At 56.6% G+C, this 25,926-nt stretch carries 23 protein-coding genes and 5 tRNA genes; 12 read left to right on the forward strand and 16 right to left on the reverse strand.

Going from position 1 to position 25,926, the window contains the following annotated elements; translation table 11 throughout:
* Window positions 1-166: 166 nt before the first annotated feature.
* The 12 genes from nrdH (at window position 167) to leuA (ending at window position 14,420) form a co-directional block, all read left to right on the forward strand.
* Window positions 167-406 carry a glutaredoxin-like protein NrdH gene (gene nrdH / locus ABFV38_RS17030; RefSeq protein ID WP_008502570.1) on the forward strand — a complete coding sequence of 80 codons (240 nt, stop codon included), beginning with the start codon at window positions 167-169 and terminating at the stop codon, window positions 404-406.
* A complete protein-coding gene (gene nrdI / locus ABFV38_RS17035) occupies window positions 403-813 on the forward strand; it encodes a class Ib ribonucleoside-diphosphate reductase assembly flavoprotein NrdI (RefSeq protein WP_024907682.1) in 411 nt (136 codons plus the stop codon). The genes nrdH and nrdI overlap by 4 nt, the downstream gene beginning before the upstream one ends.
* Window positions 786-2,930, forward strand: coding sequence for a class 1b ribonucleoside-diphosphate reductase subunit alpha (nrdE, locus tag ABFV38_RS17040; RefSeq protein WP_348957629.1), 2,145 nt, complete (start codon window positions 786-788; stop codon window positions 2,928-2,930). Before nrdI ends, nrdE begins: the two co-directional genes overlap by 28 nt.
* Window positions 2,931-2,939: 9 nt before the next feature.
* Window positions 2,940-3,899 carry a class 1b ribonucleoside-diphosphate reductase subunit beta gene (gene nrdF, locus ABFV38_RS17045; RefSeq protein ID WP_348957630.1) on the forward strand — a complete coding sequence of 320 codons (960 nt, stop codon included), beginning with the start codon at window positions 2,940-2,942 and terminating at the stop codon, window positions 3,897-3,899.
* A gap of 329 nt (window positions 3,900-4,228) precedes the next feature.
* Entirely contained in the window at window positions 4,229-5,431 is a 1,203-nt protein-coding gene (gene proV, locus ABFV38_RS17050) for a glycine betaine/L-proline ABC transporter ATP-binding protein ProV (protein WP_008502574.1), read from the forward strand.
* Window positions 5,424-6,497 (forward strand): glycine betaine/L-proline ABC transporter permease ProW, encoded by a 1,074-nt coding sequence (gene proW / locus ABFV38_RS17055; RefSeq protein WP_348957631.1) that lies wholly within the window; start codon window positions 5,424-5,426, stop codon window positions 6,495-6,497. Before proV ends, proW begins: the two co-directional genes overlap by 8 nt.
* A 9-nt stretch (window positions 6,498-6,506) precedes the next feature.
* Window positions 6,507-7,502: a glycine betaine/L-proline ABC transporter substrate-binding protein ProX gene (gene proX, locus ABFV38_RS17060; RefSeq protein ID WP_235403479.1), complete on the forward strand. Its 996-nt coding sequence runs from the start codon at window positions 6,507-6,509 to the stop codon at window positions 7,500-7,502.
* A gap of 161 nt (window positions 7,503-7,663) precedes the next feature.
* Entirely contained in the window at window positions 7,664-8,848 is a 1,185-nt protein-coding gene (locus ABFV38_RS17065) for an MFS transporter (RefSeq protein WP_235403478.1), read from the forward strand.
* Between the two features lie 313 nt (window positions 8,849-9,161).
* Window positions 9,162-9,692 carry a transcriptional repressor MprA gene (mprA, locus tag ABFV38_RS17070; RefSeq protein ID WP_023308933.1) on the forward strand — a complete coding sequence of 177 codons (531 nt, stop codon included), beginning with the start codon at window positions 9,162-9,164 and terminating at the stop codon, window positions 9,690-9,692.
* 126 nt (window positions 9,693-9,818) lie between these two features.
* Window positions 9,819-10,991 (forward strand): multidrug efflux MFS transporter periplasmic adaptor subunit EmrA, encoded by a 1,173-nt coding sequence (gene emrA, locus ABFV38_RS17075; protein WP_045909303.1) that lies wholly within the window; start codon window positions 9,819-9,821, stop codon window positions 10,989-10,991.
* A 16-nt stretch (window positions 10,992-11,007) separates the two neighbouring features.
* Window positions 11,008-12,555: a multidrug efflux MFS transporter permease subunit EmrB gene (gene emrB, locus ABFV38_RS17080; RefSeq protein ID WP_028014182.1), complete on the forward strand. Its 1,548-nt coding sequence runs from the start codon at window positions 11,008-11,010 to the stop codon at window positions 12,553-12,555.
* A gap of 209 nt (window positions 12,556-12,764) precedes the next feature.
* A complete protein-coding gene (gene leuA, locus ABFV38_RS17085; protein ID WP_348957632.1) occupies window positions 12,765-14,420 on the forward strand; it encodes a 2-isopropylmalate synthase in 1,656 nt (551 codons plus the stop codon).
* Here leuA and ABFV38_RS17090 read toward each other — a convergent pair.
* The 16 genes from ABFV38_RS17090 to ABFV38_RS17165 form a co-directional block, all read right to left on the reverse strand.
* Entirely contained in the window at window positions 14,407-15,171 is a 765-nt protein-coding gene (locus ABFV38_RS17090) for a helix-turn-helix transcriptional regulator (RefSeq protein WP_348957633.1), read from the reverse strand. The two genes, leuA and ABFV38_RS17090, sit on opposite strands and share 14 nt — an antisense overlap.
* Before the next feature lie 64 nt (window positions 15,172-15,235).
* The gene (gene luxS / locus ABFV38_RS17095; protein WP_014833019.1) at window positions 15,236-15,751 is read right to left on the reverse strand and encodes an S-ribosylhomocysteine lyase; all 516 of its coding nucleotides are present in this window, start codon (window positions 15,749-15,751) and stop codon (window positions 15,236-15,238) included.
* Between the two features lie 153 nt (window positions 15,752-15,904).
* Window positions 15,905-17,449: a glutamate--cysteine ligase gene (gene gshA, locus ABFV38_RS17100; RefSeq protein WP_348957634.1), complete on the reverse strand. Its 1,545-nt coding sequence runs from the start codon at window positions 17,447-17,449 to the stop codon at window positions 15,905-15,907.
* A gap of 83 nt (window positions 17,450-17,532) precedes the next feature.
* Window positions 17,533-17,961 carry a YqaA family protein gene (locus ABFV38_RS17105; protein ID WP_021241956.1) on the reverse strand — a complete coding sequence of 143 codons (429 nt, stop codon included), beginning with the start codon at window positions 17,959-17,961 and terminating at the stop codon, window positions 17,533-17,535.
* A complete protein-coding gene (yqaB, locus tag ABFV38_RS17110) occupies window positions 17,958-18,524 on the reverse strand; it encodes a fructose-1-phosphate/6-phosphogluconate phosphatase (RefSeq protein ID WP_032648006.1) in 567 nt (188 codons plus the stop codon). The genes ABFV38_RS17105 and yqaB overlap by 4 nt, the downstream gene beginning before the upstream one ends.
* Window positions 18,525-18,649: 125 nt before the next feature.
* Window positions 18,650-18,726: transfer RNA gene (locus tag ABFV38_RS17115), tRNA-Arg, on the reverse strand.
* 27 nt (window positions 18,727-18,753) lie between these two features.
* Window positions 18,754-18,830: transfer RNA gene (locus ABFV38_RS17120), tRNA-Arg, on the reverse strand.
* Window positions 18,831-18,859: 29 nt separating this feature from the next.
* Window positions 18,860-18,936 (reverse strand) — tRNA-Arg (locus tag ABFV38_RS17125).
* 64 nt (window positions 18,937-19,000) lie between these two features.
* Window positions 19,001-19,077 (reverse strand) — tRNA-Arg (locus ABFV38_RS17130).
* Between the two features lie 4 nt (window positions 19,078-19,081).
* Window positions 19,082-19,174 (reverse strand) — tRNA-Ser (locus ABFV38_RS17135).
* A 342-nt stretch (window positions 19,175-19,516) separates the two neighbouring features.
* Window positions 19,517-19,702 carry a carbon storage regulator CsrA gene (csrA, locus tag ABFV38_RS17140; RefSeq protein ID WP_000906486.1) on the reverse strand — a complete coding sequence of 62 codons (186 nt, stop codon included), beginning with the start codon at window positions 19,700-19,702 and terminating at the stop codon, window positions 19,517-19,519.
* 241 nt (window positions 19,703-19,943) lie between these two features.
* Complete coding sequence (gene alaS, locus ABFV38_RS17145; RefSeq protein WP_348957635.1) at window positions 19,944-22,571, reverse strand: alanine--tRNA ligase; 2,628 nt, start codon at window positions 22,569-22,571, stop codon at window positions 19,944-19,946.
* Window positions 22,572-22,702: 131 nt separating this feature from the next.
* Window positions 22,703-23,203 carry a recombination regulator RecX gene (gene recX / locus ABFV38_RS17150; protein WP_032640869.1) on the reverse strand — a complete coding sequence of 167 codons (501 nt, stop codon included), beginning with the start codon at window positions 23,201-23,203 and terminating at the stop codon, window positions 22,703-22,705.
* 68 nt (window positions 23,204-23,271) lie between these two features.
* Window positions 23,272-24,330 (reverse strand): recombinase RecA, encoded by a 1,059-nt coding sequence (gene recA / locus ABFV38_RS17155; protein ID WP_024907698.1) that lies wholly within the window; start codon window positions 24,328-24,330, stop codon window positions 23,272-23,274.
* Window positions 24,331-24,419: 89 nt separating this feature from the next.
* The gene (pncC, locus tag ABFV38_RS17160; protein WP_045908520.1) at window positions 24,420-24,917 is read right to left on the reverse strand and encodes a nicotinamide-nucleotide amidase; all 498 of its coding nucleotides are present in this window, start codon (window positions 24,915-24,917) and stop codon (window positions 24,420-24,422) included.
* A 129-nt stretch (window positions 24,918-25,046) separates the two neighbouring features.
* Complete coding sequence (locus ABFV38_RS17165; RefSeq protein WP_048029245.1) at window positions 25,047-25,925, reverse strand: metal ABC transporter substrate-binding protein; 879 nt, start codon at window positions 25,923-25,925, stop codon at window positions 25,047-25,049.
* Window position 25,926: the final 1 nt, after the last annotated feature.

The raw sequence follows: 25,926 nt of genomic DNA on the forward strand, positions 1-25,926 counted from the left end.
GCCCTGCCCCGCTGAGCTCATCATCGTGACAACATCAATCTGAATTTCCCATATCTTGTATGGTTGAAACTTAAGACAACTACATCTAGTATTCCTTTTAGCAAGACACACACAACCTGACGCGATGACTCGCGCCGTTCTCTCATTTTAAATGGAAATACGAATCATGAGCATTATTATTTACACTCGTAACGATTGTGTTCAGTGCCACGCGACCAAACGGGCGATGGAAAGCCGCGGCGTGGCGTTTGAGATGGTGAATATTGACCAGCAGCCCGAGGCCGCCGATACCCTTCGCGCGCAGGGTTTCCGTCAGCTTCCAGTTGTGGTGGCCGGGGAGACCAGCTGGTCTGGCTTCCGCCCGGACATGATCAACCGCATCGCCGCGCAGGCCGCACGGGCATGAGCAGACTGGTGTTCTTCTCCAGCAGCTCGGAAAACACGCTCCGTTTTATTGAGCGCGTCGGGCTGCCTGCGGTGCGCATTCCGCTTAACGAGCGGGAGCGGATCCGGGTAGAGGAACCTTACATTCTGGTGGTGCCCAGCTATGGCGGAGGCGGCACGGCGGGCGCAGTGCCTCGCCAGGTGATCCGCTTTCTGAACGATCCTCATAACCGGGAGCTGATCCGCGGCGTCATTGCGGCGGGGAATCGCAATTTCGGCGACGCCTTTGGCCGCGCCGGAGATGTCATCTCTCAAAAATGCGGCGTGCCGTATCTCTATCGCTTTGAGCTGATGGGGACGCAGCAGGACGTCGAAAACGTGCGTAAAGGAGTGAACGAATTTTGGCAACGACAACCGCAGAACGGGTAATGCAGGCGACGCCGGATTACCACGCATTAAACGCGATGCTTAACCTCTACGACCGGGAGGGACGCATTCAGTTTGATAAAGACCGTGAGGCGGTGGACGCCTTTTTTGCCGCCCACGTGCGGCCCAACAGCGTGACCTTTACGAGCCAGAATGAACGTCTCGACCATCTGATTAACGAGGGATACTACGACGCGCGCGTCCTCACCCGCTACGAACGCGCCTTCGTCGTGAAGCTGTTTGAACGCGCCCACGCCAGCGGCTTTCGTTTCCAGACGTTCCTTGGCGCGTGGAAGTTCTACACCAGCTACACCCTGAAAACCTTTGACGGTAAGCGCTACTTAGAAAGCTTTGAAGATCGCGTGGTGATGGTCGCGCTGACCCTGGCGCAGGGCGATGAAGCGCTGGCGCAACAGCTCACCGACGAGATCCTCTCCGGCCGCTTCCAGCCCGCCACGCCCACCTTTCTCAACTGCGGCAAAGCCCAGCGCGGTGAGCTGGTCTCCTGCTTCCTGCTACGTATCGAAGATAATATGGAGTCGATTGGCCGCGCGGTGAACTCGGCGCTGCAGCTTTCCAAACGCGGCGGCGGCGTGGCGTTTTTGCTCTCTAACCTGCGCGAAGCGGGCGCGCCGATCAAGCGCATCGAAAACCAGTCCTCGGGCGTGATCCCGGTGATGAAAATGCTGGAGGATGCGTTCTCCTATGCTAACCAGCTTGGCGCGCGCCAGGGCGCGGGAGCGGTTTACCTGCATGCGCATCATCCGGACATTCTGCGTTTCCTCGATACCAAGCGCGAAAACGCCGACGAAAAAATCCGTATCAAAACCCTGTCGCTTGGCGTGGTGATCCCGGATATCACCTTTAAACTGGCCAAAGAGAATGCCGAGATGGCGCTCTTCTCGCCGTATGACGTTGAGCGAATCTATGGCAAAGCCTTTGGCGACGTGGCCATCAGCGAACTTTATGACGTGCTGGTAGCCGACGAGCGCATTCGCAAAAAATATATCAACGCCCGCGATTTCTTCCAGACGCTTGCCGAAATTCAGTTTGAGTCCGGCTATCCGTACATCATGTACGAAGATACGGTAAACCGCGCGAACCCGATTGCCGGGCGCATCAACATGAGCAACCTGTGCTCGGAGATTTTGCAGGTCAACAGCGCGTCCGGCTATGACGAGAATCTGGACTATGCGGAGATCGGCAAAGACATCTCCTGCAACCTCGGGTCGCTGAATATCGCCCACACCATGGATTCACCCGACTTTGGCCGCACGATAGAAACCGCCATTCGCGGGCTGACGGCGGTGTCGGACATGAGCCACATCCGCAGCGTACCGTCCATCGAAGCGGGCAACGCTGCGTCGCACGCTATCGGGCTGGGGCAGATGAACCTCCACGGCTATCTGGCGCGGGAGGGCATCGCCTACGGCAGTCCGGAAGGGCTGGACTTCACCAACCTCTATTTTTATACCGTCACCTGGCACGCGCTGCATACCTCGATGATGCTGGCGCGCGAGCGCAACCAGCGTTTCGCGGGCTTTGAGCAATCCCGCTACGCCAGCGGAGCGTATTTTAGCCCGTATCTTGAAGGCGACTGGCAGCCGAAAACCGAAAAAGTACGCGAACTGTTTGCTCGCGCCGAAATTGTGCTGCCGACGCGCGCGATGTGGCAGCAGTTGCGTGATGACGTGATGCGCTACGGCATCTACAACCAGAACCTGCAGGCCGTACCGCCAACCGGTTCGATCTCCTACATCAATCACGCCACGTCGAGCATTCACCCGATCGTGTCGAAAATTGAAATTCGTAAAGAAGGCAAAACCGGACGCGTTTACTACCCTGCCCCGTTTATGACCAACGAGAACCTGGCTCTGTATCAGGACGCATACGAGATTGGCCCGGAAAAAATCATCGATACCTACGCCGAGGCGACGAAACACGTGGATCAGGGGCTGTCGCTGACGCTGTTCTTCCCGGATACCGCCACCACGCGGGACATCAACAAAGCGCAGATCTACGCCTGGAAGAAAGGCATCAAAACGCTCTACTACATTCGCCTGCGCCAGCTTGCGCTGGAAGGCACCGAAATTGAAGGCTGCGTGTCCTGCGCGCTGTAAGGAGAAAGGATGAAACTGTCACGCGTGAGTGCCGTTAACTGGAACAAAATCCAGGACGATAAAGACCTGGAGGTATGGAACCGCCTGACCAGCAACTTCTGGCTGCCGGAAAAGGTCCCGCTCTCCAACGATATTCCGGCCTGGCAAACCCTGAGCCACGCCGAGCAGCAGCTGACGATCCGCGTCTTTACCGGCCTGACGCTGCTCGACACCATTCAAAATACCGTCGGCGCACCGGCTCTGATGAGTGACGCGCTGACGCCACACGAAGAGGCGGTGATGTCGAACATCAGCTTTATGGAGGCGGTGCACGCCCGCTCCTACAGCTCGATTTTCTCCACGCTGTGCCAGACCAAAGACGTGGACGCAGCCTACGCATGGAGTGAAGCGAGCGAGTCACTACAGAGAAAGGCGGAGCTGGTGCTGACGTATTATCGGGCCGACGAGCCGCTGAAGAAGAAGATCGCCAGCGTGTTTCTGGAATCCTTCCTCTTCTATTCCGGCTTCTGGCTGCCCATGTACTGGTCGAGCAGGGGCAAGCTCACCAACACCGCCGATTTGATTCGCCTCATCATCCGGGATGAAGCGGTGCACGGGTATTACATCGGCTATAAGTATCAGAAAGGGCTGGAAAAGGTCAGCGACGCGGAGCGAGAGGAGCTCAAAGGGTTTGCGCTCGATTTGCTGATGGATCTGTACGACAACGAGCTGAGCTATACCGAAGAACTCTACGCTAGTACCGGCTGGGAGGAAGACGTGAAGGCCTTCCTCTGCTACAACGCCAACAAGGCGCTGATGAACCTGGGTTACGAGGCGCTTTTCCCACCGGAGATGGCGGAGGTGAACCCGGCGATTCTGTCCGCGCTGTCGCCCAACGCCGACGAAAACCACGATTTCTTCTCCGGGTCGGGTTCATCGTACGTGATGGGCAAAGCGGTGGAAACTGAGGATGAAGACTGGGATTTTTAATGAACGTTAACGTTCGTTAATTTAATATAAACCCAACACTTCCTCTCTAATATTTACAAAGCAACTACACTGTCATTTCTGCGTCATATTCGCCTGAATCACCCGATTCAGGCGAAATTCTCCTGCGCCACAGCAAAAAATTGAGAAAAATTCAGATCACGCTCAGCCCTTTACTCATGGGAAATTCAGCCGTTTCGCTTCCCTGAAAATTCACGTCATAAGCAAACCCAGGGTTGTCTCAGATTCTCAGTATGTTAGGGTTATGCCCGTTAACAATTTACCATGGTAATCATATCGACATAAACAAATAACAGGACACTCTCTATTGCATGGCAATTAAATTAGAAGTGAAAAATCTTTATAAAGTATTTGGCGAGCATCCGCAGCGCGCATTCAAATATATTGAGAAAGGCCTTTCGAAAGAGCAAATTCTGGAAAAAACCGGGCTATCGCTTGGCGTTAAAGACGCCAGTCTGGCCATTGAAGAAGGCGAGATTTTTGTCATCATGGGATTATCCGGTTCGGGTAAATCCACTATGGTTCGCCTTCTCAATCGCCTGATTGAACCCACCCGCGGACAGGTACTGATTGACGGCGTGGATATCGCCAGAATATCAGACGCCGAGCTTCGCGAGGTGCGCAGAAAGAAGATTGCGATGGTATTCCAGTCATTCGCGCTGATGCCGCACATGACGGTACTGGATAATACCGCCTTCGGCATGGAATTAGCCGGAACGCCTGCGCAGGAACGTCAGGAAAAAGCCCTTGATGCCCTGCGTCAGGTTGGGCTGGAAAATTATGCGCATGCGTACCCGGACGAACTTTCCGGCGGTATGCGTCAGCGCGTGGGATTAGCCCGCGCATTAGCCATTAATCCAGACATTTTATTAATGGACGAAGCTTTCTCCGCCCTCGATCCGTTAATTCGCACCGAGATGCAGGATGAGCTGGTAAAATTACAGGCTAAACATCAGCGAACCATTGTCTTTATTTCCCACGATTTGGATGAAGCCATGCGTATTGGCGACCGTATTGCCATTATGCAAAACGGTGAAGTGGTGCAGGTCGGCACGCCGGATGAAATACTCAATAATCCGGCGAATGATTATGTCCGCACCTTCTTCCGCGGCGTGGATATTAGCCAGGTCTTTAGCGCCAAAGATATTGCCCGTCGAACGCCAAACGGCATTATTCGTAAAACCCCAGGCTTCGGTCCGCGCTCGGCGCTTAAGCTGCTGCAGGACGAAGACCGTGAATACGGTTATCTGGTTGAACGCGGCAATAAATTTGTCGGCGTTGTCTCCATCGACTCTCTGAAAACCGCGCTCAGCGAAAACCAGGGGATCGATGCGGCGTTGATTGACGCTCCGCTTGCCGTGGACGCCGAAACGCCGCTCAGCGAGTTGCTCTCTCACGTAGGGCAGGCGCCGTGCGCCGTGCCGGTCGTGGGTGAGGAACAACAGTACGTCGGCATCATCTCAAAGCGGATGCTGCTGCAGGCTTTAGATCGCGAGGGGGCAAACAATGGCTGACCAAACTAACCCGTGGGGTACCACTGAAGCGGCGGATAACGCTGCACAATCCGCCGACGCGTGGGGTTCCACGCCAGCCCCCGCCGACGGCGGCGGCGGCGCGGCAGACTGGCTGAACAGCGCCCCCGCGCCTGCGCCAGAACACTTCAACATCATGGACCCGTTCCATAAAACGCTGATCCCGCTGGACAGTTGGGTCACGGAGGGGATCGACTGGGTGGTGACGCACTTCCGCCCGGTGTTCCAGGGGATCCGCATCCCGGTGGATTACATCCTGAACGGCTTCCAGCAGCTGATGCTGGGCATGCCGGCACCGGTGGCGATTATCCTGTTCTCCCTGATCGCCTGGCAGTTTGGCAGCGCCGGCATGGGTGTCGCCACGCTGATTTCGCTGATTGCCATCGGCGCGATTGGGGCCTGGTCGCAGGCGATGATCACCCTGGCGCTGGTGCTGACCGCCCTGCTCTTCTGCATCGTCATCGGCCTGCCGATGGGGATCTGGCTGGCGCGCAGCCCGCGGGCAGCGAAGATTATCCGTCCGCTGCTGGATGCAATGCAGACCACCCCGGCCTTCGTCTATCTGGTGCCGATTGTGATGCTGTTCGGCATCGGCAACGTGCCGGGCGTGGTGGTCACCATTATCTTTGCCCTGCCGCCGATTATTCGTCTGACCATTCTCGGGATCAACCAGGTGCCTGCGGACCTGATCGAAGCGTCACGCTCGTTCGGTGCCAGCCCGCGCCAGATGCTGTTTAAGGTTCAGCTCCCGTTGGCCATGCCAACCATCATGGCGGGCGTTAACCAGACGCTGATGCTGGCCCTGTCGATGGTGGTGATTGCCTCGATGATCGCCGTTGGCGGTCTCGGTCAGATGGTGCTGCGCGGCATTGGCCGTCTCGATATGGGGCTGGCCACCGTCGGCGGCGTCGGGATCGTGATCCTCGCCATTATTCTTGACCGTCTGACCCAGGCCGTCGGTCGCGATTCACGCAGTCGCGGCAACCGTCGCTGGTATTCCACCGGCCCTGTCGGGTTACTCACCCGCCCTTTCACGAAATCAAAATAAGGAACAACGATGCGACATAACGTCCTTTTTGCCACAGCGTTTGCCACCCTTGTCTCCACCAGCACGTTCGCGGCTGATCTGCCGGGCAAAGGCATTACCGTGCAGCCGGTGCAGAGCACCATTTCGGAAGAGAGCTTCCAGACCCTGATCGTCAGCCGCGCGCTGGAAAAACTCGGCTACACGGTTAACACGCCGAGCGAAGTGGATTACAACGTGGGCTATACCTCGATTGCCTCCGGTGACGCCACCTTCACCGCCGTGAACTGGCAGCCGCTGCACGACGACATGTATGCCGCCGCCGGTGGCGACAAGAAATTCTATCGTGAAGGCACCTTTGTCACCGGCGCGGCGCAGGGATATCTGATCGACAAGAAAACCGCCGACCAGTACCACATCACCAATATCGAACAGCTGAAAGATCCGAAGATCGCCAAACTGTTCGACACCAACGGTGACGGCAAGGCCGACATGATGGGCTGCTCGCCGGGCTGGGGCTGTGAAGCGGTGATTAACCACCAGAACAAGGCGTTCGATCTGGCGAAAACGGTCGACGTGAGCCACGGCAACTATTCTGCGATGATGGCCGACACCATTGCCCGCTTCAAAGAGGGTAAACCGGTGATTTACTACACCTGGACGCCATACTGGGTGAGCGACGTGCTGAAGCCGGGGAAAGACGTGGTGTGGCTGCAGGTGCCGTTCTCCTCCCTGCCGGGCGAGCAGAAAGATATCGACACCAAACTGCCGAACGGCATGAACTACGGCTTCCCGGTGAACACCATGCATATCGTGGCGAACAAAGCCTGGGCCGAGAAAAACCCGGCCGCGGCGAAGCTGTTCTCGGTGATGAAGCTGCCGCTGGCGGATATCAACGCCCAGAACGCGATGATGCACGCGGGTAAATCGTCTGAGGCAGATGTCAAAGGCCACGTCGACGGCTGGATCAAAGCCCACCAGCAGCAGTTTGACGGCTGGGTGAAAGAGGCGCTGGCGGCGCAGAAGTAAAAACAAAACCCTCCCCCTCCCCCTCTCCCCTGTACATCCCAAAGGGGAGAGGGTGAGGGCTAACCGCACAAACACACACATAACAATCCCCCAACATTCACAATCATTCGCTATTATGGTTTCCGGAAAAATAATCACTTAACTAACGATTCCTGAAACTAATGACAAAAACAGCTCAAGGGCTTAGCCCCGCACTCATTCTTTTAATGTCCGTGGCCACGGGTCTGGCCGTCGCCAGCAACTATTACGCGCAACCTCTTCTCGACACCATCGCCCGCGCGTTTGACCTTTCCGCCAGTTCAGCAGGCTTTATTGTCACCGCCGCCCAGCTTGGCTATGCCGCCGGGCTGCTGTTCCTGGTGCCGCTCGGCGATATGTTTGAACGCCGACTGCTGATCGTCTCCATGACCCTGCTGGCCGCCGGTGGGATGCTGATCACCGCCAGCAGCCAGTCGCTGACGATGATGATTATCGGTACCGCGCTGACGGGGTTGTTCTCCGTGGTCGCGCAAATCCTGGTTCCGCTCGCGGCGACCCTCGCCTCCCCGGAAAAACGCGGCAAGGTGGTGGGCACCATCATGAGCGGCCTGCTGCTGGGGATTTTGCTGGCGCGTACCGTTGCCGGGCTGCTGGCAAGCCTCGGCGGCTGGCGCACCGTATACTGGGTGGCGAGCGTGCTGATGGTCGTCATGGCGCTGGCGCTGTGGCGCGGGCTGCCAAAAGTGAAGCAGGAAAATCACCTGAATTACCCGCAGCTGCTGGCCTCCGTTTTCAGCCTGTTCACCCAGGATAAACTTCTGCGCACCCGCGCCCTGCTGGGCTGCTTTACCTTCGCCAACTTCAGCATTCTGTGGACGTCGATGGCGTTTCTGCTGGCCGCGCCGCCGTTCAATTATTCCGAAGGGGTGATTGGCCTGTTCGGTCTGGCCGGTGCCGCAGGCGCACTGGGCGCGCGTCCCGCAGGCGGGCTGGCCGACAAGGGCAAATCCCACCTGACCACCTCCGCGGGGCTGATATTACTCCTGCTCTCCTGGGCGGCAATCTGGTATGGGCACGTCTCGGTGCTGGCGCTGATCGTCGGTATCCTGGTGCTCGATCTCACCGTGCAGGGCGTTCACATCACCAATCAGACCGTCATCTATCGCGTGAAGCCAGAGGCGCGTAACCGCCTGACGGCCGGGTACATGACCAGCTACTTCATTGGCGGCGCGGCGGGCTCGCTCATTTCCGCCTCGGCGTGGCAGCATGCCGGCTGGTCAGGGGTATGTGCGATCGGCGCCATCGTCGCCACGCTTAACCTTCTAGTATGGTGGCGCGGCTACCATCGTCAGGATGCAATTCATTAAGTTTTACATTGCGTTGGCCTCTTAGGGTGTTAAGAGGCCCTTCACTCTGTTAATGTAAACGTAATCATTTATCCCAGAAATTTTAATGTGGGTGACATATTTACAATTGGCATGAATAGTTCAGACCCCCGTCCTCACATCCTCTCTTCAGCGGGTTCACACCCTACGCTTTCTGTGCTCACCGGGTCACGGACTTACCCGGCGCTTTCTGATGGTGACATTAATTTGGCGGATATAACCGCACAAATAATTCATTTACATTATTTGTCACTATCGTTACTATATCGGCTGTAATTAATGAGGTTATGCCCAAATGGATAGTTCGTTTACGCCCATTGAACAAATGCTTAAATTCCGCGCCAGTCGCCATGAGGACTTCCCGTACCAGGAAATCCTGCTGACTCGCCTGTGCATGCACATGCAGGGTAAGCTACTGGAAAACCGTAATAAAATGCTGAAAGCTCAAGGGATTAACGAGACATTGTTTATGGCGTTGATTACGCTGGAGTCTCAGGAAAACCACAGCATTCAGCCTTCCGAGCTGAGCTGCGCGCTGGGCTCCTCCCGTACCAATGCGACCCGAATTGCCGATGAGCTCGAAAAGCGTGGCTGGATTGAGCGCCGTGAAAGCGACAACGATCGCCGCTGCCTGCATCTGCAACTGACCGATAAAGGTCACCAGTTCCTGCGCGAGGTGCTGCCACCTCAGCACAATTGCCTGCACAAACTCTGGTCCGCCCTCAGCACCGCCGAGCGTGACCAGCTTGAGCACATCACTCGCAAGCTGCTCACCCGTCTGGACCAGATGGATGAAGACGGCGCCGTTCTTGAGGCGCTGCGCTAACGCGACGACACGCTCACCATTCCAGATTCATAAGAAAACCGACAGGCCAGCACGTCACACTGCTGGCCTTTCTGACAACAGGTCGGCTCAGCCGATGTGAAAATAAGAAGATCGTGGAGAACTACAATGAGCGCAAATGCGGAGAGCACTACCCCGCAGCAACCGGCCAACAAGAAAGGCAAACGTAAGAGCGCCCTTCTTCTGTTGACCTTGCTCTTTATCATTATTGCCGTGGCATATGGGATCTATTGGTTTTTAGTACTGCGTCATGCTGAAGAGACTGACGACGCGTACGTGGCAGGGAACCAGGTACAAATTATGGCGCAGGTGTCGGGCAGCGTGACGAAAGTCTGGGCTGACAATACCGACTTTGTGCAAAAAGGCGATGTGTTGGTGACCCTCGATCCAACCGACGCCCAGCAGGCGTTTGAAAAAGCACAGACCGCGCTGGCCTCCAGCGTCCGTCAGACCCGCCAGCTGATGATCAACAGCAAGCAGCTGCAGGCCAACATCGACGTGCAGAAAACCGCACTCGCACAGGCGCAGAGCGACCTGAACCGCCGCGTGCCGCTCGGCACGGCCAACCTGATTGGCCGTGAAGAGCTGCAGCACGCCCGCGACGCCGTCGCCAGCGCTCAGGCACAGCTGGATGTGGCCATTCAACAGTACAACGCCAACCAGGCGATGGTGCTGGGCACCAGCCTGGAAAACCAGCCTGCCGTTCAGCAGGCGGCGACCGAAGTGCGCAACGCGTGGCTTGCCCTCCAGCGTACTAAAATCGTCAGCCCCATGACCGGCTATGTCTCCCGTCGTTCCGTTCAGCCTGGGGCGCAGATTAGCCCGACCACGCCGCTGATGGCGGTCGTACCGGCAGACAACCTGTGGGTCGACGCCAACTTTAAAGAGACGCAGCTTGCCCATATGCGTATCGGCCAGACCGCGACGGTTGTCAGCGACATCTATGGCGATGACGTGAAGTACACCGGGAAAGTGGTGGGTCTGGATATGGGGACCGGCAGCGCCTTCTCCCTGCTGCCTGCGCAGAACGCCACCGGTAACTGGATCAAAGTCGTACAGCGTCTGCCCGTGCGTATCGAACTGGATGCTAAGCAGCTGGCGGATCACCCGCTGCGTATCGGCCTGTCAACGCTGGTGACGGTTGACACCGCCAACCGCGACGGTCAGATCCTGGCAAGCCAGGTGCGTAGCAGCCCGGCTTATGAAAGTAACGCCCGTGAAATTAGCCTCGATCCGGTCAACAAGCTGATCGATGACATCGTGAAGGCAAACGCCGGTTAATCCGAAGGTGAGCGTTATGCAACAGCAAAAGCCGCAAAAACCGCTGGAAGGCGCGCAGCTGGTCATTATGACCATTGCGCTGTCGCTGGCGACATTCATGCAGGTGCTGGACTCCACCATCGCAAACGTGGCGATCCCAACCATCGCCGGTAACCTTGGCTCGTCGCTGAGCCAGGGGACCTGGGTCATTACCTCGTTTGGGGTGGCAAACGCCATCTCCATTCCGATCACCGGCTGGCTGGCAAAGCGCGTCGGTGAGGTGAAGCTGTTCCTCTGGTCCACGGTGGCGTTTGTACTGGCCTCGTGGGCGTGCGGCATGTCCAGTAGCCTGACGATGCTGATTTTCTTCCGCGTCATTCAGGGGATTGTCGCGGGGCCGCTGATCCCGCTTTCTCAGAGTTTGCTGCTGAGCAACTACCCTCCCGCAAAACGTTCCGTCGCGCTGGCGCTCTGGTCGATGACCGTTATCGTCGCGCCTATCTGCGGACCGATTCTGGGCGGGTACATCAGCGATAACTACCACTGGGGCTGGATCTTCTTCATCAACGTACCGATTGGCGCTGTCGTGGTATTGATGACGCTGCAGTCGCTGCGGGGACGAGAGACGCGCACCGAACAACGGCGTATCGACAGCATCGGGCTGGCGCTGCTGATCCTGGGTATCGGCAGTCTGCAGATCATGCTCGACCGCGGTAAAGAGCTCGACTGGTTCAACTCGCAGGAAATTATCATCCTGACCATTGTCGCGGTGGTGTCGATCAGCTTCCTGATCGTCTGGGAGCTGACGGACGACAACCCGATAGTCGATCTCTCGCTGTTTAAGTCGCGAAACTTCACCATCGGCTGCCTGTGTATCAGCCTCGCCTATATGCTCTACTTCGGCGCGATTGTGCTGCTGCCGCAGCTGTTGCAGGAGGTGTATGGCTATACCGCCACCTGGGCGGGTCTGGCGTCGGCGCCCGTTGGGGTGATCCCGGTCCTGCTGTCGCCGATAATTGGCCGCTTCGCCCATAAGCTCGACATGCGTCGGCTGGTGACGTTCAGCTTCATCATGTATGCGGTGTGCTTCTACTGGCGTGCGTATACCTTTGAACCGGGAATGGATTTTGGCGCCTCGGCGTGGCCGCAGTTCATTCAGGGCTTCGCGGTGGCGTGCTTCTTTATGCCGCTGACCACCATCACGCTCTCTGGCTTACCGCCCGAGCGTCTGGCGGCCGCCTCGAGCCTGTCGAACTTCACCCGTACGCTGGCGGGCTCCATCGGTACGTCGATCACCACCACCCTGTGGACGAACCGCGAATCGATGCACCACGCGCAGCTGACCGAAGCGGTGAACCCGTACAACCCGAATGCTCAGCAGATGTATAGCCAGCTTCAGGGGATGGGAATGACGGAGCAGCAGGCGTCCGGCTGGATTGCCCAGCAGATCACCAACCAGGGGCTGATTATCTCGGCCAACGAGATTTTCTGGATATCGGCAGGGATCTTTATCGTCCTGCTGGGGCTGGTGTGGTTTGCCAGACCGCCGTTTGGTGCCGGTGGCGGCGGTGGCGGCGCGCACTAGTCTTGTGCGCGGGTTGCCGGGTGCGGCTACGCCTTACCCGGCCTACAATAACTACGCTTACCGGGCCTACGAACGTAGGCCGGATAAGGCGTAGCCGCCATCCGGCAAAAAACCGCACCGTGTCCAGAACGCGACAGCCATTGTCAGTTCCGATAAAGCAGCGCGCCTGAAATCGATTCACGATAGTGAAAAGACAACAGGAGCGCATCATGCTGAACACACCCGCCGACAAGTACCAACCCTATCCCACCCTTTCCCTGCCCGACCGTCGCTGGCCGGAACAACGCATCACCCGCGCGCCGCGCTGGCTCTCGACCGACCTGCGCGACGGCAACCAGGCCCTTGCCGAGCCGATGGACAGCGCCCGCAAGCTGCAGTTCTGGGCACTGCTGCTGGGCTGCGGATTCAAAGAGATCGAGGTTGCCTTTCCTTCCGCCTCACAGACGGATTTCAACTTCGTTCGCCAGCTGATTGAAGAGAACCGCATCCCGGATGACGTGACGATTCAGGTGCTCACTCAGGCACGGGAAGATCTCATCCATCGCACTTTTGAATCCCTGCGCGGCGCGAAGCAGGCTACCGTACATCTGTATAACGCCACCGCTCCGCTGTTCCGCCGCCTGGTCTTCGGCATGGAGAAAGCGCAAATCGTTGAGCTGGCGACGCGCTCGACGCGACTTATTCGCCAGCTGTGTGAGGAAAATCCCGACACCCGCTGGCAGTATGAATACTCTCCGGAAACCTTCTGCTTTACCGAGCCGGAGTTTGCGCTGGAGATTTGTGAAGCCGTGGCGGAAATCTGGCAGCCGTGCGACGAGAGGCCTATGGTGATCAACTTACCTGCCACCGTCGAAGTGAGCACGCCGAACGTCTATGCCGACCAGATCGAGTACTTCTGTCGCCACTTCAGCCGCCGACGTGATGTCTGCATCAGCGTGCATCCGCATAACGACCGCGGTACCGGCGTTGCCTGCGCGGAGCTGGGCGTAATGGCAGGGGCTGACCGCGTGGAGGGCTGTCTGTTCGGTAACGGGGAACGTACGGGCAACGTCTGCCTGGTGACGCTGGCAATGAACCTCTACAGCCAGGGGGTTAGCCCGAATCTGGACTTTAGCGATATGAACCGGGTGGTGGAAGTGGTGGAAACCTGCAATCAGCTGCCGGTCCACCCGCGCCATCCGTGGGCAGGACGGCTGGCCTATACCGCCTTCTCCGGCTCGCATCAGGACGCGATTAAAAAAGGCTTTGATGCCCGCAGGCCAGGCGATCGCTGGGAGATGCCTTACCTGCCCGTCGATCCCCAGGATATTGGCTGCACCTACGAAGCGGTGATCCGCGTAAACAGCCAGTCAGGAAAAGGCGGCAGCGCGTGGCTGATTGAGCAAAACCATGGTCTGAAACTGCCCCGCGCCCTGCAGCAGGATTTCAGCCAGCACGTGCAGCAGGAAACCGATCGTCACGGAAAAGAGATGACGCAAAATGCGCTGTGGCAGCTATTCCGCACCCGCTACGGCCTGGTGGCAACGCCGCACTATGCGCTGCAATCCTACCGCAGCGACAGCCAGCAGGACGGCCAGCTGCGTTTGACGGCCAGCGTCGTCACACAGGGAGGAACGCGCCAGCTGGAAGGTCAGGGCAACGGTCTGCTCTCCGCCGCCGCTCACGGCCTGAGCCGCTGGGTCAACGCCCCGTTCGTGATTAAGGATTATCACGAGCATACGTTAGGTGAACGCAGCGACAGCCGCTCGGTGGCCTACATCCGCTGTCTGTTCCAGGACGGCAGCAGCCGCTGGGGCGTGGGCATTGATAGCGACGTGGCGCGCGCGTCGCTTCAGGCGCTCTTTAACGCCGTCAGTCGTTCTTAAAGTAATCGCTGGGAGAGACGCCCATCACCCGACGGAACATGGCCGTAAAGGCGCTGTGGCTGCCGTACCCCAGATCCAGCGCCACGCGTAATACCGGCTGGCCCTGCGCCAGCCGCACTAAGGCTTCCAGCAGGCGCGCCCTTCTCAACCACTCTCCGTAGCTTAATCCCGTCTGCTGCTGAAAATGGCGGTTCAGCGTGCGCTCGCTCATGTTCATCATGCTCGCAGCCTGCGCGCTGCTCCAGCTTTCACCCGGGTGTTGCCGGATTTGCAGACACAGGCGACGTAGCGCCTTACTTTCCGGCTCCGGCAGGTGAAACGGCAGCACTGGCATAGTGCGGATTTCATCGAGAATGAGCTCATAGACGCGCTCATCCCGGCTTCCGGGTGAGTACGATTCAGGTAAAGCAAGGCAGACGAGGATCAGCTCGCGCAACAGCGGCGTGATCTGCACGATCTGGCAGGTGGCCGGGAGATCGGCCCGCGCCAGCGGATCGATAAACAGCGTTCGCGCCGCCACGTTGCCGGTAATGCGCAAGGAATGCTGCGTGCCCGCAGGCAGCCAGACGCCGCGACCGGGAGGAACAACCCAACAGCCTGATGCGGTATCCACCCGTACCACGCCGCTCAGGGTGTGCAGCAGCTGCGCGCAGTCGTGCTTGTGCCAGGGTTCGCTGTCACCATGAACGTAATCATGGGCAAACGGAACGAGGGGACGGTGGGTAAAGGAGAAGGTTAAGGTTGTGGTCAAAGGAGGCACCAACACAATGTAGGCCCGGTAAGCGAAGCGCCACCGGGCATCCACAGGCACAATACTAGATGTGCAGTTCCTGCAGTTTTTCTTTCGGCAGGGCCAGCTCTTCGTTGCTGTTCACGCGCACATCACGCTCGATGATATGACGCGCGATTTCCTGCGCTTCTTCCAGAGAGTGCATCTGGTAGGTACCGCACTGGTAAACGTTCAGCTCAGGGATCTGGTTCTGCTCTTTCACCTTCAGCACGTCCTGCATGGCCGCTTTCCAGGCATCTGCCACACGTTTCTCTTCAGGCTGACCAATCAGGCTCATGTAGAAACCGGTACGGCAGCCCATTGGAGAGATATCGATGATCTCAACGCCGTTGCCGTTCAGGTGGTCACGCATGAAGCCAGCGAACAGGTGTTCCAGCGTATGAATGCCTTTCTCCGGCATCACTTCTTTGTTTGGCACGCAGAAACGCAGATCGAAGACGGTGATCGTGTCGCCGTGCGGGGTGTGCATGGTCTTCGCCACGCGGACTGCAGGTGCTTCCATACGGGTATGGTCGACAGTAAAGCTATCTAATAACGGCATACGTCACCTCCGATAGTGATTTTTTTTAAAATAAACTGAACTCTTCTACAGAATGCGCGTCTGAGTATATGAAAGACGCGCATTTGTTATCATCATCCCTGAATTCAGAGATGTATATTTTGGCCACAGCGATGTGGCCTTTTTCTTTTCTGCTTAAGCCTGCTTCGCCAGAAACGCCTCAAACGACTCGGTATCCGCCGCTTCAACCTCTTTCTGACGCACAACGGACGCTTCGCGTTCCGCGACAAAATCTGCTTCGCTCAGGATTTCTAACGGCTCCTGGATCAGCATCTCACGGTACTCCGCCGAGAGTGAACGCCCCGTACCACCAATGCCCTGATCAATCATAGAACGCAGAATGCGTGCTGAGAACGTCAGTTCCGGGTTATCAAAGCATTCCACCAGCTGGTCGCAAATCTGTTGATACGCATCCCCGCCGTCGATGCTGTCCATCGTCCGGGCAACACGCTTCAGATCGCGGAACAGATCTTTGCCGACTTTCGTCAGCGGGAACTGTGCCGTTTCGCAGCCGATACCCAGCGTCAGACCCGGCTTACGCCCTTCCAGAATCACGCGGTTCCAGTTTGTACGGGTGCAGAGCAGTTCGTCTGAACTCATTTCCGGCGCATCCGCCAATACGCACCAGACCATAAACAGATCCAGGAAGCGAATCTGCTGTTCATCAACGCCAATCGGTGAGAACGGGTTGATATCCAGCGAGCGCACTTCAATGTATTCAATCCCGCCGCGCTGCAGCGCATCCGACGGGGTTTCGCCGCTGCGCGTCACGCGCTTAGGACGAATAGGTGCATAGAGCTCGTTTTCAATCTGCAGCACATTACTGTTGATCTGCAAACGCTTGCCGTCTTTTTCGAGGCCGATTTTCTCGTACTCTTCCGACGGGGTTTTGATCGCCCGCTTCAATCCTGCCACATATTCGTGCAATTCGTTAAACGTAATACCGAGATTGCTTTGCGATTTATTGGTATAGCCGAGATCGCTCAGGCGCAGAGAGGTGGCGTACGGGAGATAGTACATCCCACACTCGGTCTTCTCGAACGGTAGCGTCGTCGGTTTTCCCTGCAGGAAGGATGAGCAAATAGCAGGCGATGCGCCGAACAGATACGGGATCACCCAGCCGAAACGGTAATAGTTTCGGATCAGGCGGAAGTAGCCTGCTGAGATAGCGTCTTTATCCGTTTCACCGCATTTCGCTTCCCAGAATGCCATTGGCAACGAGAAGTTGTAGTGCACGCCAGAGATGGTCTGCATCAACGCGCCGTAGCGGTTTTTCAGCCCCTCACGGTAAAGCGTTTTCAGCCGGCCGATATTTGACGTGCCGTACTGTGCCAGCTCAATCTCCTGGCCCTGCTCGATATAGCACGGCATGCTGAGGGGCCACATGCGCTCGTCGCCCAGATTGCGCGCGGTGTAGCGATGGATATCGCGCATGATCGTCAGCATATGATCAATATCACCCTCTACTGGGGTGATGAACTCCAGCAGCGCTTCAGCGAAATCGGTTGTGATCCATTTATGTGTCAGCGCCGAGCCTAACGCCTTCGGGTGACCCGTTGTCGCTAAACTGCCGTCCGCGTTAACGCGCAGCGTTTCACGCTCGAGACCACGCTGAATACCCTTCAATGCCTGAGGGTGGTTTTCCAGCCAGGCCAGCGCCTGAGATACGTCCGGGATCAAATTGACCTCCCGCCTGTCAAAGTAATGTTACTCAGCATAATTGTAATGGTTGACGATTGAAGGTCGCGTATTCATTCCACCAATTAGTGCCACCACGTCATACCCTGCAGCGTTGCCCATGCCACGAGGACATAACGCAACGCCTTGCCAAGGCACAAAAAAAAGAGCACCGGCCCCCAGGAGATGCGCATCCATCCCGCCAGCAGACACAGTAAATCGCCTATTACAGGCATCCAGCTTAATAACAGCGTGGCAGCGCCATAGCGTTTTAGCCAGCCGACTGCCTTTTCCTGCCAGCGCGATTTTTCACGCAGCGGAAAGAAACGCCCAAGAATAACGTTAGTCAGCCCCCCAAGGCTATTACCCATTGTTGCTATTACTACAAGCAGCCAGGGCTGACTCACGCCGGACAACAGCATCGCCACCAGCACCACTTCCGAATTGCCCGGTAACAGCGTGGCGCTGAGAAAACTGCTGGCGAATAATGAGGCAAGTGACAGCGCGTCACTCACAGTAAGCGCACATCCACCGCATCCATTCCAGCATCACGCGCGGCCTGGATGCCGAAATCGGCATCTTCAAACACGACGCATTTTGCCGCCGGGACGCCCATTAATTCTGCGCAGAGCAGGAAGGTGTCCGGTGCGGGCTTGTGATGTTTAACATGATCGGCGGCAACCACGGCAGAGAAATAGTGGCGCAGGCCAAGATGATTGAGTAATGCCTCTGCAATCGCGCTTTCGCTGCCCGTCCCCACCGACATCGGGCGACGCCCGTGCCACTCTTTTACCACATCAATCAGTGGCAAAGGACGTACGGTATCTAAAAGCATGGCTTTTACCGCATCGGTTTTTTCGCGTGCGAGCAGGTGCGGGTCGAGATCGGCCTGATTCAGTTCAATCACGGCCTGTGCAATACGCCAGGTTGGGGAGCCGTTGAGGGCGATCATCGCCTGAAGGTCGAAACGCATACCGTAGCGGCCCAGGACGTCGGTCCAGGCTTGACGATGCGTGGGTTCGGTATCCAGAAGGGTACCATCCATATCGAAGATCAAACCGTCATACTGTGCGTACATCGTGCTCTCACTAACCGATTAACAAAGCATTACTTTATCGTAAATGGTGGTTTTTGTCGCTGATTGCGAAATGATAACAACGAGAGTGATTAAGAACTAAACATCGAAGGGAAAGGCAGAAGAGATGGTGCATCCGGGAGGATTCGAACCTCCGACCGCTCGGTTCGTAGCCGAGTACTCTATCCAGCTGAGCTACGGATGCATCGGGAAATGCTTTTAGAAACAGTAATGGTGCATCCGGGAGGATTCGAACCTCCGACCGCTCGGTTCGTAGCCGAGTACTCTATCCAGCTGAGCTACGGATGCATCAGGGTACTGCTTTCAGAAATAGTAAATGGTGCATCCGGGAGGATTCGAACCTCCGACCGCTCGGTTCGTAGCCGAGTACTCTATCCAGCTGAGCTACGGATGCATCGGGATTTACTACTGTACTGCTCGATATTCATATCACTTCTAAAGCAATATGAAGTAATAGATGGTGCATCCGGGAGGATTCGAACCTCCGACCGCTCGGTTCGTAGCCGAGTACTCTATCCAGCTGAGCTACGGATGCAAAATGGCGGTGAGGCGGGGATTCGAACCCCGGATGCAGCTTTTGGCCGCATACTCCCTTAGCAGGGGAGCGCCTTCAGCCTCTCGGCCACCTCACCACACAACGCCTCTTTCGAGTGCTTCGAGCAACTCGTTAAGAGCTTCTCGTCGCTGCGTGGCGCATATATTACTTTCTGGGACTTATAAGTCAAACAATTTTCCAAAAGCTTTTATCGTTTGCACAAATCACACGCAATTCGCATGTAAAAGCCGCAAAGAGGGTGTTTTATAAGCGGATTTTGCAGGCATCTTCACAGAAAACCGATGCAGAAAGGACAGTGTTGGGACGAGATAAGGGTAGTGGAGTGGTTAAAAAGAGAGCGATTGAAATTAAACGGTAACTTTGAGCAGGAAAAATAGCGGGAGGGTTGCGTCTCGCCCGACAGCGAGACGCGACAATATCAGTAACTGGACTGCTGGGATTTTTCAGCCTGGATACGCTGGTAGATCTCTTCACGGTGGACAGATACTTCTTTAGGAGCGTTAACACCAATACGTACCTGGTTACCCTTTACCCCTAAAACTGTCACGGTGACCTCATCCCCAATCATGAGGGTCTCACCAACTCGACGAGTCAGAATCAGCATTCTTTGCTCCTTGAAAGATTAAAAGAGTCGGGTCTCTTGTATCCCGGCATTATCCATCATATAACGCCAAAAAGTAAGCGATGACAAACACGTAAAGTGTAAGCAGTCACGGCATCACATTCTGTTAAACGTAAGTTTAGCCGATATACACAAACTCAACCTGACTTTATCGTTATCGATAGCACAGTGAACAAGACGCCATAACGTTACCGCTATGGCGTCTGCTTGTGCTTTGTAGTTATTACAGTTTCGCGCTTACCCAGCTTTCAACGCTGGCTAATGCCGCAGGAAGTGCCGCCGCATCCGTACCACCGGCTTGCGCCATGTCCGGACGACCGCCACCCTTGCCGCCCACCTGCTGAGCGACCATACCAATCAGTTCCCCTGCTTTTACGCGGTCAGTCACATCCTTAGAGACGCCCGCAATCAGAGAAACCTTACCTTCTGCCACTGTCGCCAGCACGATAACGGTAGAACCAAGCTGGTTCTTGAGATCGTCGACCATAGTACGCAGCATCTTAGGCTCAACGCCCGCCAGATCGCTGACCAGCAGTTTGACGCCCTTAATGTCTACAGCCTTGCTGGAGAGGTTTGCACTCTCCTGCGCCGCAGCCTGCTCTTTCAGCTGCTGCAGCTCTTTTTCCAGCTGACGCGTGCGATCCAGCGCAACGCGCACTTTCTCGCCCAGGTTCTGGCTATCGCCTTTCAGCAGCTGCGCGATGTCGTGCAGCTGATCGCTCTGCGCATGCAGGCTGGCAATCGCACCTTCACCGGTCACCGCTTCAATACGACGCACACCTGCCGCCGTTCCCGACTCGGAAACAATGCGGAACAGGCCGATATCACCGGTGCGCGAGGCGTGCGTACCGCCGCACAGCTCGGTAGAGAAGTCGCCCATGCTCAGCACGCGAACGCGCTCGTCGTATTTCTCGCCAAACAGCGCCATCGCACCTTTTTTCTTCGCGTCCTCGAGATCCATGATATGGGTCTCGATTGGCAGGTTACGACGGATCTGCGCGTTCACCAGATCTTCCACCGCACGGATTTCAGACGGCTTCATCGCTTCAAAATGCGAGAAGTCGAAGCGCAGCACTTTGTCGTTGACCAGAGAACCTTTCTGTGCAACATGGGTACCGAGTACGTCGCGCAGGGCAGCGTGCATCAGGTGGGTTGCAGAGTGGTTCAGACGAATGCGCGCGCGGCGAGCTTCATCAACGTTAGCCTGGACGCCCTCACCCACTTTCAGAGAACCGGAAACCAGTTTGCCCTGGTGACCAATCGCCTGACCGTATTTTTGGGTGTCGGTCACGCTGAAGCTAAAGCCATTGCCCTTCAGTTCGCCTTTATCGCCAACCTGGCCGCCGGATTCGGCGTAGAACGGCGTTTTGTCCAGAATGACCACGGCTTCCTGGCCCGCGCTGATGCTGTCTACAGCTTTACCGTCAACAAACAGAGCGGTCACTTTGCCGGTCAGTTCCAGCGCCTCATAGCCTTTGAATTCTGACGCGCTGTCAACGCGGATCATCGCGTTGTAGTCTGCGCCGAAGCCGCTGGACTCGCGCGCACGACGGCGCTGCTCTTCCATCGCGGCTTCGAAGCCCGCTTCGTCAACTTTGATGTTACGCTCGCGGCAAACGTCCGCCGTCAGGTCAACCGGGAAGCCGTAGGTGTCGTACAGGCGGAAAGCAGTTTCGCCATCCAGCGTGTCGCCCTTAAGCTTCGCCAGCTCTTCGTCCAGCAGCGCCAGACCACGCTCCAGCGTACGGGCAAACTGCTCTTCTTCGGTTTTCAGAACCTGCTCAACCTGCGCCTGCTGGCGTTTCAGCTCGTCACCGGCTGACCCCATCACGCCAACCAGTGGCCCAACGAGTTTATAGAAGAAGGTATCCTTCGCGCCCAGCATGTTGCCGTGACGGATAGCTCGACGAATGATACGACGCAGCACGTAGCCACGGTTTTCATTCGACGGGATAACGCCGTCGGCAATCAGGAACGCGCAGGAACGAATGTGGTCCGCGATAACGCGCAGCGATTTGTTGTTCAGATCGGTCGCGCCGGTCACTTCCGCAACGGCTTTGATCAGGGTGCTGAACAGGTCAATCTCATAGTTGGAGTTAACGTGCTGCAGTACCGCGGCAATACGCTCCAGACCCATACCGGTATCAACGGACGGCTTCGGCAGCGGCTCCATCGTACCGTCGGCCTGACGGTTAAACTGCATGAAGACGATGTTCCAGATCTCAATGTAGCGATCGCCGTCTTCTTCCGGGCTGCCTGGAGGGCCGCCCCAGATGTGGTCGCCGTGATCGTAGAAGATCTCGGTGCACGGACCGCAAGGACCGGTGTCACCCATCTGCCAGAAGTTGTCGGACGCGTAAGGCGCGCCTTTGTTATCGCCGATGCGAATAATACGCTCGCGCGGGATCCCGACTTCTTTTTCCCAGATTTCGTAGGCTTCGTCATCGGTTTCATAGACGGTAACCCACAGACGCTCTTTCGGCAGGTTGAACCAGTTTTCACCGGTCAGCAGTTCCCACGCATATTGAATGGCATCGTGTTTAAAGTAGTCGCCGAAGCTGAAGTTACCCAGCATTTCGAAGAAGGTGTGGTGACGCGCGGTGTAACCGACGTTTTCCAGGTCGTTGTGTTTACCGCCCGCACGCACGCAACGCTGTGAGGTTGTGGCGCGGGAATAATTACGCTTGTCGAGACCAAGGAACACATCCTTGAACTGGTTCATCCCGGCGTTGGTAAACAGCAGAGTCGGATCGTTGTTCGGTACCAGGGAGCTGCTGGCAACAACCTGGTGTCCCTTACTATGGAAAAAATCGAGAAACGCCTGACGGATCTCAGCGGTGCTCTTGCTCATAATTATCCTGAAATCAAGCTAACGAAATGTCGTAGCCAGCCTGTATCGGTAAACCGTTGGACAGACCAGCTACTGGAAAAAGTGGGAATAAGATAAGTTTTCTTTGGTGGGAAGTAAAATCCCGCATGCGTTCAATCGGCAAAATTACGCCAGATATCCTGAATATCTTCCATCAGGAAGCCGCGGTAGAGCAAAAAGCGCTGGATTTTGACTTTTTCTGAAAATTCACGCGGCAGCGGTTCGCCGTACTTACGAATGGCCTGCTCTTTTGCCAGCTCGCACCAGTCAATGTCGCATTCGCGCATCGCTTTTTCGATGGACTCCCGGGCCACCCCTTTCTGGTTTAGCTCCTGCCGGATGCGCGCGGGCCCGTATCCCTTGCGGCCACGGCTGGCGAGAAACCGCGAGGCAAAACGCTCGTCATCAAGATAGCGATGCTCATAGCACCATGCGATGACGCGGTCATAATCTTCCGCGGTGGCATCAATCTCTTCCGGGCCGTTTTTACTCATCACCGGTGCCGACAGTTTTCGCCGCAGCTCCTGTTCACTGTGGTCACGGACGGCCAGGATGCGCACCGCGCGATCCAGTAGGCGTGCATACGCGGGTCGACGTGTTGTCGGTTCACTCATAAAAAACCTGCTGATTCAGAAATGCAAAAAGGGCCGCATCAGCAGCCCTTCATTGTTAAACGAAAGAATTAAAAGTCTTCGTTAGTTTCTTCAGCATCCGCGCTATCAACCGCGAAATCTGGCGTGGAGTCCTGGTTGTTCAGCAGCAGCTCACGCACTTTCTTCTCGATCTCTTTCGCCGCAGCCGGGTTCTCTTTCAGCCAGGAGATGGCATTCGCTTTACCCTGACCAATCTTGTCACCGTTGTAGCTATACCAGGCGCCCGCTTTTTCAATCAGCTTCTCTTTCACGCCCAGGTCAACCAGCTCACCGAAGAAGTTAATACCTTCGCCGTAGAGGATCTGGAACTCAGCCTGCTTGAACGGCGCAGCGATTTTGTTCTTCACAACCTTGACGCGGGTTTCACTACCCACCACGTTCTCACCCTCTTTCACCGCGCCAATACGGCGGATATCCAGACGGACAGAGGCGTAGAATTTCAGGGCGTTACCCCCGGTCGTGGTTTCTGGGTTACCGAACATCACGCCGATTTTCATACGGATCTGGTTGATGAAGATCAGCAGCGTGTTGGACTGCTTCAGGTTACCCGCCAGCTTACGCATCGCCTGGCTCATCATACGTGCCGCGAGGCCCATGTGAGAGTCGCCGATTTCGCCTTCGATTTCCGCTTTTGGCGTCAGTGCAGCAACGGAGTCGACCACGATAACGTCAACGGCACCAGAACGCGCCAGCGCGTCACAAATTTCCAGCGCCTGCTCACCGGTGTCCGGCTGAGAACACAGCAGGTTGTCGATATCGACGCCCAGCTTACGGGCATACACAGGGTCCAGCGCGTGCTCGGCATCGATAAACGCACAGGTTTTACCTTCGCGCTGTGCTGCGGCAATGACCTGCAGCGTCAGGGTGGTTTTACCGGAGGACTCTGGCCCGTAGATCTCTACGATACGGCCCATAGGCAGACCGCCAGCGCCCAGCGCGATATCCAGAGAAAGCGAACCGGTGGAGATGGTTTCCACATCCATGGAACGGTCTTCACCCAGGCGCATGATGGAGCCTTTACCGAATTGCTTTTCGATCTGGCCCAGTGCTGCCGCCAACGCTTTCTGTTTGTTTTCGTCGATAGCCATTATTACTCCTGTCATGCCGGGAGAAGCGACTGTGCTTCACCGTGGATTTCTGTTCTGTTGGTGCAATTATACTGTATGGTCATACAGTATCAAGTGTTTTGTAGAAATTGTTGCCAGAGCGTTTTTAACGCATAAACGGTTGCCTGACGACGCACGCTTTCGCGATCGCCGCTAAAGCACTCCCGGCGGGTGATCCCTTCACCTTTTGCGGTGGCAAAACCAAACCAGACGGTACCGACAGGCTTCACGTCACTGCCGCCGTCCGGCCCCGCGATGCCGCTAATGGAAATGGCGAAATCAGCACGCGCCGCTTTGAGCGCGCCAATCGCCATCTCAATGACCACCGGTTCGCTGACCGCGCCGTGCTGTTCCAGCGTGGATTCGCGCACGCCAATCATCTGTGCTTTAGCTTCGTTACTGTAGGTCACAAATCCGCGTTCAAACCAGGCGGAACTGCCGGCAATGTCGGTAATCGCTTTCGCCACCCAGCCGCCGGTGCAGGACTCAGCGGTGGTAAGGGTCGCCCCACGTTGCTTAAGCGCAAGGCCAACTATCTCGCTAAGCTGCATCAATTCATGGTCAGTCATTCTCGCTCCAGGCATCAGAAAAACGTGCTGCACAAGATAGCACTTTCTCGTCAGATGTGGGGACACGCTTCGGGTTTTACGAGGGAGCTTCAGAAAAAAGCCGGTGCGGGCGCACCGGCGGTGGAAAAGTTATTTCATGCTGTTGGCGAGCGTATTCACATTGTGGCGAAACGCCTTAACGTAGGTGTCTGCTACCCCGCCTTTGGCCGACAGCGCTTCGGGGTAAAGCTCGCCCCCCGGCTGCGCGCCCGTCGCCGACGCAATCTGCTTCACCAGACGCGGATCGAGCTGATTTTCCATAAACCAGGTTTTTACGCCATCGGCTTTGATCTGATTGATAATCTCAGCAACCTGCGCCGCGCTGGCCTCGCTCTCGGAGGACAGTCCCTGCGGCGCCATAAACCTCACGCCGTAGGCACGGCTGAAATAGCCGAACGCGTCATGGCTGGTCAACACGTTACGCTTCGCCTGCGGGATCTGGCTAAAGCGCGTTTTGGCCCAGCTATCCAGCTGGTTAAGCTGCGTGATATAGGGTTTACCGGAGGCTTCCAGCGCGGCTTTGTCCTGCGGATCGGCTTTCACCAGCCCGTTCAGAATATTTTGTGCATACAGCGCCCCGTTCGCCGCGCTGTTCCAGGCGTGCGGATCGGTCACGGTCTTTCCATCTTCCTCAAGCGTGTGGGTTTTCACCCCGGTTGAGGCAACGACCAGTTGTCCTTTGAACCCGGAGGCTTTCACCAGACGGTCAAGCCAGCCCTCCAGCCCCAGGCCGTTCACCACCACCACATCGGCTTTGCTTAGTGCCGCGCTGTCTTTCGGCGACGGCTCGAAGGTATGCGGATCGCCATCCGGCCCCACCAGCGTCGTCACCTTCACGTGATCACCGCCCACCTCCTGGGTGATATCCCCCAGTATCGAAAAGCTGGTGACCACATTCAGCGTTTTCGCCATCACGCCGTGCGACATCATCCCCAGCGCGAGCGCCACTGCTAATCCTGTACGTTTCATC

It is taken from the genome of Enterobacter cloacae complex sp. Mu1197 (assembly GCF_040059225.1).
Classification (GTDB): Bacteria; Pseudomonadota; Gammaproteobacteria; order Enterobacterales; family Enterobacteriaceae; genus Enterobacter; species Enterobacter quasiroggenkampii.